Source organism: Bradyrhizobium sp. ORS 86 (genome assembly GCF_045571475.1).
GTDB lineage: Bacteria > Pseudomonadota > Alphaproteobacteria > Rhizobiales > Xanthobacteraceae > Bradyrhizobium.
This window is the reverse complement of record NZ_CP120699.1, coordinates 7,388,084-7,400,121: the sequence shown is the minus strand read 5'-3', so window position 1 is coordinate 7,400,121 and position 12,038 is coordinate 7,388,084. Positions and strand designations below refer to the sequence as shown.

General features: G+C 65.1%; 9 protein-coding genes. 2 read left to right on the top strand and 7 right to left on the bottom strand.

The window, feature by feature from the left end; all coding sequences use genetic code 11:
- Positions 1-146 precede the first annotated feature (146 nt).
- Entirely contained in the window at positions 147-578 is a 432-nt protein-coding gene (locus P6U25_RS34220; RefSeq protein ID WP_407149140.1) for a hypothetical protein, read from the top strand.
- Between the two features lie 119 nt (positions 579-697).
- On the opposite strand, the gene P6U25_RS34215 is transcribed toward P6U25_RS34220, so the two are convergent.
- On the bottom strand, positions 698-1,495 hold the full coding sequence (locus P6U25_RS34215; RefSeq protein ID WP_407149139.1) for a DUF2865 domain-containing protein: 798 nt from the start codon (positions 1,493-1,495) through the stop codon (positions 698-700).
- 203 nt (positions 1,496-1,698) lie between these two features.
- Positions 1,699-2,262, bottom strand: coding sequence for an orotate phosphoribosyltransferase (gene pyrE / locus P6U25_RS34210; protein WP_407149138.1), 564 nt, complete (start codon positions 2,260-2,262; stop codon positions 1,699-1,701).
- A 188-nt stretch (positions 2,263-2,450) separates the two neighbouring features.
- Here pyrE and P6U25_RS34205 point away from each other — a divergent pair, with 188 nt between their 5' ends.
- On the top strand, positions 2,451-3,077 hold the full coding sequence (locus tag P6U25_RS34205; protein WP_407149137.1) for a glutathione S-transferase family protein: 627 nt from the start codon (positions 2,451-2,453) through the stop codon (positions 3,075-3,077).
- A gap of 164 nt (positions 3,078-3,241) precedes the next feature.
- Here P6U25_RS34205 and P6U25_RS34200 read toward each other — a convergent pair whose 3' ends face one another.
- The 5 genes from P6U25_RS34200 to P6U25_RS34180 all read right to left on the bottom strand — a co-directional run bounded on the left by P6U25_RS34200 (position 3,242) and on the right by P6U25_RS34180 (position 12,028).
- Positions 3,242-3,877 (bottom strand): LysE family translocator, encoded by a 636-nt coding sequence (locus P6U25_RS34200; protein WP_407149135.1) that lies wholly within the window; start codon positions 3,875-3,877, stop codon positions 3,242-3,244.
- Positions 3,878-4,244: 367 nt separating this feature from the next.
- Complete coding sequence (gene polA, locus P6U25_RS34195) at positions 4,245-7,298, bottom strand: DNA polymerase I (protein WP_407149133.1); 3,054 nt, start codon at positions 7,296-7,298, stop codon at positions 4,245-4,247.
- A gap of 232 nt (positions 7,299-7,530) precedes the next feature.
- Positions 7,531-8,268: a response regulator gene (locus tag P6U25_RS34190; RefSeq protein ID WP_407149132.1), complete on the bottom strand. Its 738-nt coding sequence runs from the start codon at positions 8,266-8,268 to the stop codon at positions 7,531-7,533.
- Positions 8,265-10,013 (bottom strand): DUF3369 domain-containing protein, encoded by a 1,749-nt coding sequence (locus P6U25_RS34185; protein WP_407149131.1) that lies wholly within the window; start codon positions 10,011-10,013, stop codon positions 8,265-8,267. Before P6U25_RS34185 ends, P6U25_RS34190 begins: the two co-directional genes overlap by 4 nt.
- Positions 9,983-12,028 (bottom strand): ATP-binding protein, encoded by a 2,046-nt coding sequence (locus P6U25_RS34180; protein ID WP_407152693.1) that lies wholly within the window; start codon positions 12,026-12,028, stop codon positions 9,983-9,985. The genes P6U25_RS34185 and P6U25_RS34180 overlap by 31 nt, the downstream gene beginning before the upstream one ends.
- Between the last annotated feature and the right edge of the window lie 10 nt (positions 12,029-12,038).

Here is a 12,038-nt window from a genome sequence, read left to right as displayed (position 1 = left end):
GTGATGGGCCCCGGCCTTCGCCGGGGCGACGCAATTGGTGAATCAGAACAAATTAAGAACACTTTAGCAAGTCTTTGATATATCATTGTGATTCGGCACCCCTGCCGGCACAATATCTATGGCCTATCAGCCTTCGCGAGGACTACATGTCCACCATCGCCTTTGATCAGTTCGCTCTGACCCGCATCGCGGATTTCGCACGCTCGCTGTCGCGGCTGCATCAGGCCTCGCGGCGCCAATGGGTCGATGACGATCAGCTCGACCGCGAGTTCAACGCGGTCTGCATGTCGATCTGGGGCTACACCACGGATGATTTCAGCGACGATCTGTTCTCGCTCGAGGATCACGCCTGGCTGGATTCGCTCGACGAGGCCCATGCGCGCATCTTCGCCGCCGAGCAGGGCTACGATCTCGTCGACGATCAGGGGATGCTGACGGACTGGTGGGGCTATTGCTGGATGATCCTCGCCGAGAAGCGCGGCATCCTCAATCCGGAGAACCGCGCCGCGGCGCGTGCAGCGATCGAGGACAAGTATCTAGCCGCGCCCAATGTGATCGGTGTGATCGTGGCGCGCTGACTATGTGTCGTGACGTGATTCCGTGCGACCTTGCACCTGAGAACCCCAGGATTCCCCGGCGCGCACTGCGCGTCTGAGGTCTCCTGCTGCGCATCATCAGGGAGTGACGGCTGAGGCCGTCAGTTCACTTCCGCCCGCTTGGCGGGCTTCGGCGCCGGGGTCTTTGGCGCCGCCGCGGGCGGGGCAGAGGGAGCGGCGTCGCGGCTCGTTTCCGGCGGTGGCGCGTCGCTGCCGGCGTCGGCGCCAGCCGGCGCGACCTTCATTTCACCGAGTCGCGCACGCACCGCGGCCGTCAGCCCGGGATAGGACGCGACCGGGGTGAAGTCGAACGCCTGGTCGTTGCCGACGCGGATGCCGGTGTAGGCGACAAGGCCGTCGCTGGTTGCGACCACATCGCCGGCACGCAGCGAGACGTCGAGCGTGAGGTCGACCGGCGCGAGGCCGGCCGGGTCGCGGCCATTGCATGTGCAGTCGGCGCGCAGCGCCTTGCGATAGGCGTAGGCGTTCTCGCTGTCGGCGTAGCGCTCGCCGGTGGTCGATGCGGCGCTGTCGATGTTGCTGCCGTAGTAAACCTTGGTCGGGCTCGCCGGACAGAATGACTGGCAGAGCTGCACCGGCGTGGCGTTGCCGCGCATGGTCAGCGGGAAATATTTGCCATCGCAACTGCGCACGCAGAAGGCCGGTCCCGATCCCGCGACGCGCGGTGCCGACGTCGGCGCGGAGGGCGGCCGTTCCGCCTGCTGGTTGAGGCCGAACGGATCAGGGAAGAAATTGGGTTGCGGCGCGGCTTGGCGCGGCGGCTGCCGTTGCCCGCCGCCGAAGAAGAAGTCGAGCAGGCCTTCGGCTGATGCTGGGACAGGCATGTTGATGGCGACGCCGGCCAACGCGGCGGCGACAAGCATCAGGCGACGCTGCATGCGCCGATCGTTCAATCCTGTACGCAACGCTCGCTCCACCCGATCGAAAGCGCCGCGGCGATCGTTGCCTCGGCACGATTCACCCTAGTGTCGGATGGTAAACGAGCGATTGATTATGGTGAATCTAGGGAGGATCGAGCGTGCGCCCGGTTCCATTCGTCATGCCTGGGTGAAACCCGGCCACGAGAGCATGCTGTGAGAGTTCAGCCCTTGAGAAACTCGCCCGCCGTGAACAGCGCGCGGAACGGTAGCCCAGCCTCCGCAAAGGTTTCGGTCGCGCCTTCTTCGCGATCGACCATGGTGAAGACCAGCGCGACCTCGCCGCCGGCCTCGCGCACGGCCTCCACCGCTTTCAGCGCCGAGCCGCCGGTCGTGGTGACGTCCTCGACAATCACGATGCGCTTGCCTTGAAGCGTCTCGTCCTTGGCGAGCCCTTCCACCGAGAGCCGCGCGCCGTGCTCCTTCGGTTTCTTGCGCACGAAGAAGGCCGCGATCGGATGGCCCTTCAGCCAGGAGAGCTGCGCGATGGCGCCGGCGAGCGGCACCGCGCCCATCTCGAGGCCGCCGACGAAATCGAGCCTGTCGTCCTTCAGTGCCTCATAGGTGAGCTCGGCAAGCAGCGCCGCGCCCTCGGGGTCGAGCATCGTCGGCTTCAGGTTGAAATAGAAATCGCTCTTGCGGCCCGACGCCAGCGTGATCTCGCCGCGGCCAAACGAGCGCTTGCGGATGATCTCGGCGAGGCGGGCACGGGAGGCTGATTTCGACAAGGCTTTTTCCCTAAGGGTTCGAGGCGGGCGGCAATCTATCGGCGCTTTCCGGCACATTCCAGCGCTGAAATGACATCGTCAACAGCGCCCGCGCGGCGATTTTCGGCTGACACATGTGCGGAAAGCACGGGTTGTGCGGCCTTCCGGTTCCCCGTAAGCAGACGCCAAACGCTTGCGAGGAAACGACAATGACCATCGAACTCCACACCTGGAACACGCCGAACGGCCGCAAGATTTCGGTAGCGCTGGAGGAAATGGGCCTGCCCTACAAGGTGATCCCGGTCAACATCACCAAGGGCGAGCAGATGGCGCCCGCGTTCCTCGAGATCAGCCCGAACAACAAGATCCCGGCGATCGTCGATCCAGACGGCCCGGGGGGAAAACGCGTCAGCATCTTCGAGTCCGGCGCGATCCTGCTCTATCTCGGCGAGAAGACCGGCAAGTTCCTGCCGAAATCGCTCGCCGAGCGGATTCCGGTCTATGAGTGGCTGATGTGGCAGATGGGCGGGTTCGGCCCGATGCCGGGCCAGGTGCACCATTTCATCGCGCTGGAGAACGAGCAGGACCGCGCCTACGGCCTGAAGCGCTACACGGCCGAGACGCGCCGGCTCTATGGCGTGCTGGATCGCCGGTTGGCTGGCCGCGAATTCGTCGCCGGCGACCTCTCGGTTGCCGATTTCGCGATCCTCGGCTGGGCCTGGCGCCACCCCCGCCACAAGGTCGATCTCGCCGACTTCCCCAACGTCAAGCGCTGGTACGACGCACTGATGGCCCGCCCCGCCACGAAGCGGGGCATGGAAGCCAAGCTGGATTGAGGGGGTGAAGGTTCTTCCCTTCTCCCCTTGTGGGAGAAGGTGGCTCGCATCGACAGATGCGAGCCGGATGAGGGGTTTGTATCCGCGGATAGAGACCCCTCACCCGGCTTCATCTCGCTCCGCTCGATTTCGCCACCCTCTCCCACAAGGGGAGAGGGTACTTGCTAGGCCCGTCGCGTCTCGAGCGCCATCTTCACCGCAAGCCCCGTCAGCACCGTGCCCATCAGCCAGCGCTGCACCAACAGCCAGGTCGGGCGGGTGCCGAGGAACAGCGCGATCGAGCCCGCGGCAAGCGCGATCATCGCGTTGACGCTGACGCTGATCGCGATCTGGATCGTGCCGAGCGCAAGCGACTGCGTCAGCACGCTGCCGCCGGCGGGATCGATGAACTGCGGCAGCAACGCGAGATAAAGCATCGCGATCTTCGGGTTGAGCAGATTGGTGACGAAGCCCATCGCGAACAGCTTGCGCGGGCCGTCGATCTTCAGCGTCTTGACCTGGAAGGGCGAGTGGCCGCCGGGCCTCACGGCCTGCCAGGCCAGCCACAGCAGATAGGCCGCGCCGGCGAGGCGCAGCGCGTCATAGGCGTAGGGGATCGCGAACAACAGCGCGGTGATGCCGAAGGCCGCGCACAGCATGTAGAACACGAAGCCGAGCGCCACGCCGCCGAGCGAGACGATGCCAGCCGCGGGCCCTTGCGTGATCGAGCGCGAGATCAGGTAGATCATGTTCGGCCCCGGTGTCAGCACCATGCCAAGGCAGATCAGCGCAAAGCCGAGCAGAGCGGATGTGTGGGGCATGGCGGGTCTCGCGAGGGATGCACGCACTTCTAGCGTGCCGTCAGTCGCGCGGCCATTCCGGAATTGCTCTCGGAGCAATGTAGCGGAGATGCGCCCTCACCCGGATGGCATCTGCGATGCCATCGACCTCTCCCCAAGCGGTAGGGCATTGCGTTTGGGAGAAAAGCGCCCTGCGGCCATCCTTCGAGACGCCCGCCTTTGGCGGACTCCTCAGGATGAGGTCTTGTTTTGCGGCACAATAGTAGACCCTCATGGTGAGGAGCGCCGCTTGCGGCGCGTCTCGAACCACGAGGCCGAGTACGTGCACAGCCGCTCAAGGCGGCATACGCGATAGCCCTGCCCCAAGCGGGGAGGGGCGAGGCAAGCACTAATGCGCCTCGTCCCAGTTGGTCGCCGCGCGCGCATCGACCTGCAATGGCAGCGACAGGATCACCGCCGGGAACGGCGCGTCCTGCATCACCTTCTGCACCACAGGCAGCGTGGCCGCGACCTCGTCATCGGGCGCCTCGAAGATCAATTCGTCATGCACCTGGAGCAGCATCTGCGCCGACAGCTTCTTTTCTGTGAGCGCGTCCTCGATCCGGACCATGGCGCGGCGGATGATATCGGCCGCGGTGCCTTGCAGGCGGGCGTTGATCGCGGCGCGCTCGTTGAAGGCGCGCACCGAGGCGTTGGAGGCCTTGATGTCGGGATAGTACATTTTTCGGCCAAACAACGTGGTGACATAGCCGTTCCTGCGGCAGGAATCCTTGGTCTCGTCCATGTACGCGCGGATGCCCGGGAAGCGCTCGAAGTATTTCTTGATGTAGGCGGAGGCTTCCTCGCGGGCGATGCCGAGCTGATTGGCGAGCCCGAACGCCGAGATGCCGTAGATGATGCCGAAATTGATCGCCTTCGCACGGCGGCGCACCTCGCTCGGCATGTCCTTGATCGGCACGCCGAACATTTCGGATGCGGTCATCGCGTGAATGTCGAGGCCGTCGCGGAAGGCCTGGCGCAGCACCGGAACGTCGGCGATCTCGGCGAGCAGCCGCAATTCAATCTGCGAATAGTCCGCCGACACCAGCTTGTGGCCGGGGGTGGCGATGAAGGCACGGCGGATCTTGCGGCCGTCCTCGGTGCGAACCGGGATGTTCTGCAAGTTCGGCTCGTTCGACGACAGCCGGCCCGTCGTCGTCGCGGCCAGCGCGTAGGTCGTGTGCACGCGATGGGTCTGCGGGTTGACATAGGTCGGCAGCGCATCGGTGTAAGTCGATTTCAGCTTCGAGACCTGGCGCCACTCCAGAATCTTCTTCGGGAATTCGTGGCCCTGTTCGGCGAGCTCATCGAGCACCTGCGCGGTGGTCGACCAGGCGCCGGTCTTGGTCTTGCTGCCACCGGGCAATCCCATCTTGCCGAAGATGATGTCGCCGATCTGCTTCGGGCTGCCGACATTGACCGGCTCGCCCGCGATCTCCTGGATCTCGGCCTCGACGCGTGCAGCGGTCTGGGCGAAATCGCCCGACAGCCGCGACAGCACCTGGCGGTCGATCGAGATGCCACGCCGTTCCATCCGCGCCAGCACCGCCACCAGCGGCCGCTCCAGCGTTTCGTAAACCGTCAGCATCCGCTCGGCGATCAGGCGCGGCTTCAGCACCCGCCACAGGCGCAGGGTCACGTCGGCGCTTTCGGCCGAATACTCCGCCGCCTTGTCGATCGCGATCTGATCGAAGGTCAGCTTGCCCTTGCCGCTGCCGACCAGCCCGCCGTAGTTGACGACGGCATGGCCGAACCAGCGCTCGGCCAGCGACTCCAGCGCATGCGAGCCACGGCCCGCATCGAGGGCGTAGGACATCAACTGCGCATCATCATAGTTGCGCAGCGTGATGCCGTGCTGCGCCAGCAGCACCGCGGCGAACTTGACGTTGAATCCGACCTTCTGGATGCCAGCCGATTCCAGCAGCGGCTTCAGCGCGTCCAGCACCTCGGCGGTCTTGAGCTGGCCGGGCGCAAGCCCCGCGTCGAACAGGCCGGCGCCGCCGCCGGGCTGCTTGTGGCCGAGCGGCACATAGCAGGCCTCGTTGGGCGCCAGCGCCAGCGCCAGTCCGGAAAGCTCAGCCTGCATCGGGTCGATCGACTCCGACATCGCTTCGACCGCGAAGTGACCGGTGTCGTGCACGCGCGCGAGGAATGCCCGCAATTGATCGAGACTGCCGATCGTCTGGTAGGCCTTGCGATCGAAACTGATCTTGCGGATCGCCTCGCCGCGGGTTTCTGCGAGCGCAGCCGGCGTGCCCTTCAGGCTGGAAGCCTTGTCGTCCCGGGCCCCGGCCGGCTTGGCGCGCGGTTTCGCCGTCGCGGTCGCGACCCCGCCCGCTTCCTGTCCCGATCCGGGCGCCGGCTTCACATCCGAAGGTGGCAGCGGCGAGAACACGCTGGCGCCGCTCTTATTGCCGGGATCGGCCTCGACGTCGGCCGGGTCGATCTGCGAATACTCGGCGACGCGGCGGGTGAGGGTGGAGAACTCCATCGCCTTGAGGAAGGCGATCAGCTTGCGCGCGTCGGGCTCGTGCACCGCAAGATCGTCGAGCGGCACTTCGAGATCGACCTTGTCGTCGAGCAGCACGAGCTGGCGCGAGATCCGCGCCTTCTCGGCATTCTCGAGCAGCGCCTCGCGCCGCTTCGGCTGCTTGATCTCGGTGGCGCGAAACAGCAACTGGTCGAGGTCGCCATATTCGATGATGAGCTGCGCCGCAGTCTTGACGCCGATGCCGGGAACACCGGGCACGTTGTCGGTGGAGTCGCCGGCCAGCGCCTGCACCTCGACCACCTTCTCCGGCGGCACGCCGAACTTCTCGATCACCTCGTCGCGGCCGATGCGGCGGTCCTTCATGGTGTCGTACATCACGACCTTGTCGGTGACGAGCTGCATCAGGTCCTTGTCGGATGACACGATCGTCGTGGTCGCGCCGCGCTCGGTAGCCTGCCGCGCATAGGTCGCGATCAAATCGTCGGCCTCGAAGCCGATCTGCTCGAGACAGGGCAGCTCGAAGGCGCGCACCGCCTCGCGGATCAGCGCGAATTGCGGGATCAGGTCGTCCGGTGCCGGCGGCCGGTGCGCCTTGTAGTCGGGATAGAGCTTGTTGCGGAAGGTGATCTCGGACTTGTCGAACACGATCGCCAGGTGGGTCGGCCGGTTGTCCTCGGGCATGTCGCGCAGCAGTTTCCACAGCATGTTGCAGAAGCCGAGCACGGCGTTGACCTGCAACCCGTCGGATTTGCGGTTCAGCGGCGGCAGAGCGTGATAGGCGCGGAAGATGTAGGACGAGCCGTCGACCAGGAAGACGTGATCGCCCTTCGCCGTGGCCTTGGCGGCGACGGGTTTGGCGGCGGCGGTCTTGGAAGCGGGCTTGGCGGAAGTTTTGGAGGCTGTTTTCGGCATGGCCGAAATCTAGGGATTTTTGCGCAAATTGACAGCCTTAGCTGTGTGGATTCTGGGTGTGCCGCACAGCCAAATCGGTGGATTTGACACCGATACGCGCGTGCGGATCCGTCATCCTGAGGTGCGAGCGGAGCGAGCCTCGAAGGATGAACGGCCCCACTGGTGGCCGTCGACCCTTCGAGACGCGCGCAAGAGCGCGCTCCTCAGGGTGACGGGGTAGCTGCGGAATAGATTACGCCTTGTCGCCGGTCGGCGAGAACAGATAGCCGCCGCCCCGGATGGTCCGGATCACCGAGGGCTTGGTCGGATCGAACTCGATCTTGCGGCGGATCCGCATGATGCGGAGGTCGACGGCGCGGTCGAAGGCCTCGGCATCGCGCGCATTGGCTAGTTCCAACAGCCGCTCGCGCGACAGCACGCGCTTGGGGTTGGCCGCGAACACCTTCAGCAGGCCGAATTCGGACGCGGTCAGCGGGTGCTCGTTGCCCTCGTCGTCGCGCAGCGCCTGGGCCTCGAGATCGAGCCATTTGGTGCCGAACCGCACCAGTTGCTCCTTTTCCGCCTTCGCGCTCGCCGGTTCCGGCGCCGCCGCCTTCGCCGGGCCGCTCCGGCGCAGCACCGAACGGATGCGCGCCATCAGCTCGCGCAACTCGCAGGGCTTGGCGACATAGTCGTCGGCGCCGAGCTCGAGCCCGACCACGCGGTCGATCGGGCTGGCAGTAGCCGTCAGCATGATGACGGGGACGTTGATGCGACTCTTGAGATCGCGGACGATCGACAGCCCGTCTTCCTCGGGCATGTTGAGATCCAGCACGACGAGATCGGGCGTGGCGGTCTCGATCTCCTTGCGCAGGCTCTTGCCGCCATCGCACAGCGTCACGCCAAAGCCGTGCATCTTGAGATAATCGCCTACCATTTCGCGGGCCGGCGCCTCGTCGTCGACGATGAAGATATGCGGTGTCTGGCTCATGATGCCTCTGTCGCGGGCAATGTAACCGTAAAGGTCGACCCCTGTCCGGGGCCCGGGCTCTGCGCGGTCACATGGCCGCCATGCATGTCGATGATGCGCTTGACGATCGAAAGCCCGAGGCCGGTTGAACTCTCGCCCGCGGTCGGCTTGGCCGAGAGCCGCTGGAACCGGCCGAACAGCCGCCCGAGGTCCTCAGGGCTGAGGCCGGGACCCTGATCGGCGATGCGGATCACGGTGCTGTCGGCCTCGTGGCTGACGGCGACCGTGATCTTGCCGCCGATCGGCGAATATTTGATGGCGTTGCTGACGAGGTTGTCGATCGCCTCGCGGATGCGGTCGGCGTCGCACATGGTGACGAATTGCTGCGGCCCCGAGACCGAGATGCTCTGCTGCTTGTTGATCGCCGAGGGCAGGTTCGCCTCGGTCACCTCGTTGACAAGGGCTGCGACGTCGACTGGCTCGCGGCGGATGGTGATGTCGAAAGCGTCCGCCATCGCATCCGAGATCAGATGGTCGACCATCGAGGTCAGCCGCTTGGTGGCGTCCCTGATATGCTCGACCTGGGCCGTGACGTTTTCTTTGGGCGAGCCGGCGCCGATCAATTCGGTCAGCATCTCGGTGCGGCCGAGGATCACGCCGAGCGGATTCTTCAGGTCGTGGGCTACGGTGCCGAGGATCTCGTTCTTGAAGCCATTGGCACGCTGCAGCCGCAGCCACTGCGCCGACAGCCGCCGGTTGGCCTGCATCAGCGCGCGGGTGCGCTGCGCGACGCGGTCTTCGAGCTGGGTGTTGGCCTCGTGGAGCTGCTGATAGAGAATCACGTTGTCGAATGCGATCGACAGCCGGCTCGAGAAGATTTCGACCAGCGCGCGGTCGGTGTCGGAGAGCTGGCGCTCCGCCTGCAACAGCACCACGACCTCGCGGCCGCTGCCGGTGCGTGAATAGAGCACGCTGCGGTGGTCGGCGAATTCATTCTTGCGGCGCTGGAAGGCGGCTTCCACCATCTCGCGCAGGTCGGGGTCGAGCGCCTTCGAGGAGGTGGTGCCGATGAAGCGGCTGTAGCAGCCAGAGCAGGCCAGCACCGAGAAATCGTCGGCCGCGGCATTGCCGTTGTCGCGCAGCACCAGAATGCCGGCACAGTCGACATTGAGCAGCGAGGCGAGCTGGGTCAGCACGCCTTCGGCCAGCCGCTGCATCGATTTGAAATCATACAGTGTCGAGGCAGCGTCGATGATGATCTCGAGTCCGCGCCGCGTCTGCACCATGCGCTCGAGCTGCTGATAGCTGCGCAGCGCCGCGGTCAGCGAGGTGAACAGCTTGTCGGCGGTGAGCTCGGTCTTCGCCTTGTAGTCGTTGATGTCGTACTGCACGATGACGCGCCGTTCCGGTGCCTGTCCGGGCTGGCCGGTGCGCAAGATGATGCGGACGGTCTCGTTCTTGATCTCGTTGCGGATGTATTCGACGAGCTCGAGGCCGGCGACGTCGGTCTCCATGATGACGTCGAGCAGCACGGCGGCGACGTCGGGGTTGTCGCGCATCAGCGTGCGACCTTCGGCCGCGGAATAGGCCGAGAGGATTTCAAGCGTCGCGCCGTTCAGATTGTAGTCGCTCAGTGCGAAACGGGTGCCCTCATGCACCGCGTGATCGTCGTCGATGACGGCGATCTTCCATTTGCGGGCCGGCGAATCCTCCGGCGGACTCTCGGTATCGTCGATCAGGTGGAGGACATCGTCCTGTTCGGCCATTGACTGGTTCCGTCGGCTGCTGCGTCAGTGATGGTGGGCTCGCCCCTGGCGATCCTCGGCATGATAATGCGAAAAGTGGTGCCTTGTCCCAGCCTTGACTCCAGCATCATGCGTCCGCCGAGCTGCTGGGTGACCAGGTTGTAGACGATGTGCAGGCCGAGACCCGTGCCGCCGTCGTTGCGGCGCGTCGTGAAGAACGGGTCGAACGCCTGCCGCTGCACATCCGGTGTCATGCCGGCTCCGTCGTCGGCGAAGATGATCTCGATATCGTCGGAACCGCGTGCCCGCGCCGAGATCGTGATCGTGCCGGAGCGGCCATCGGCGAAGGCATGATTGACGGCGTTGAGGAAAAGATTGGTTAAGATTTGCCCATAGGCGCCGGGATAGCCGTCGATCAAGATGCCCTCGGGCACATCGACCACCAGCGTGACGGCGGCCTTCTTCAGCACCGGGCGCAGGCTCGCGACGATCTGGTCGGTCGATTCACTCAAGTTGAATTGGCGCCGCTCGGCATGCGACCGGTCGACGGCGACCTGCTTGAAGGATTGAATCAGCTCGCCGGCGCGCTGCAGATTGGCCACGAGTTGTTGCGATGCGTCTCGCGAGGTGCGGACGAATTCGTCGAGCTTCGAGCGGCGCAGCGGCCCGGTCTTAAGCTCGCCCTCGAACATTTCGGCACGACGGGCGAAGCTCGAGGCAACCGTGAGGCTGATGCCGATCGGATTGTTGACCTCGTGCGCGACGCCGGCGACGAGGCCGCCGAGCGCCGCAAGCCGCTCGGCATCGATCAGATTTTGCTGCGCGGTGTTGAGCTCGAGCAGCGCGGACTCGGCCTTTTCCTTGGCGGTGCGCAGCTCGTCCTCGGTCTTGCGCTTGGCGATCGCATTCTCGCGGAATACCTCGACGGCGCGGGCCATCGCGCCGACCTCGTCCCTGGCCGATGCGCCCTGCACCGGCCGGTCGAGATCGCCCGAGGTGATGGCGCGCATCGCCGCCATGATCTGCGCCAGCGGCAGCCGGATCGACAGCGCGATCATCACGCCGGCAGACATGATGACGCCGAGAAAGATCACCGCGATCGACAGCACCCGGCGCGAGATGGATGAGAGCGTCCTGTCGAAGGTCTCCTGCGCCTTCTGCTCGCGCTGGCGCATCTTGGTCGAGAGGTCGTCGATCGCGCCGATCGCGTCGGCCTGGCTGGCATCGACCGTGTTGCGCAGCAGATCGGTGCGGTTGGCGAGCTGCTCGCTCAGCTTGGCGAGGCCGTCGCGCAGCTCTGCCGTCTTGACCTTGAGCCGCGTCAGCGCCATGCGCTGCAGGTCGTTCTCGGCGAGACCGGTCATGATCGGGATCGTCTTCTCGATCGTGTCGGTGTTGCGGCGGGCTTCTTCGGCGGATTCCGGGGCGAGCGACAGATAGTAGGTGTTGGCGGCGACCAGCAGCGAGGTAAACGCCTCGCGCGACTTGCCGAGCGAAGGCCAGATCAGCGCGTCGCGATGGCCTGTCGCGCCTTCGATGATCGAATAGAGCCCCGCCATGTCCTTGGTCGGCGCCAGCACCTGCTCGTTGTAAGTCTTGGAGATCTTCGCCTGCACCGCGCGCAACTCCCCGAAGCCGTCGAGGAAGCGGCTGGTGACGCGTTCAAGCTCCTCCACCGACCCCGACAGCATCGGGTCGGTCGAGGCGCGCGTCGTCAGCGTGCCGAGCACGGCCTCACGCAGCAACAGGATCTCCGCGAACAGGTCCGGGCTTGGCTGGTTGATGTAGCGATGGATCAGGTTCTGCAGGCGGCTGGTCTCGCTCTCGAGATTGGCCAGGATCCGGTCGGACTTCCGTACCTGGCGGACATCCTCCCAGGCCGAGCCGAGCACCTTGGAGCCATTCCAGATCAGCACGGCGAGCACGACCACGACAGCGGAATTGAGCAGCGCGATCGAGAGAATGCGCCAGCGGATCGGAACCGACCGCAGTAACTGGACAATGCGAAAGCGGCCCTGCGGTCCGAAGCCCGGCAGCGGTCTTGCA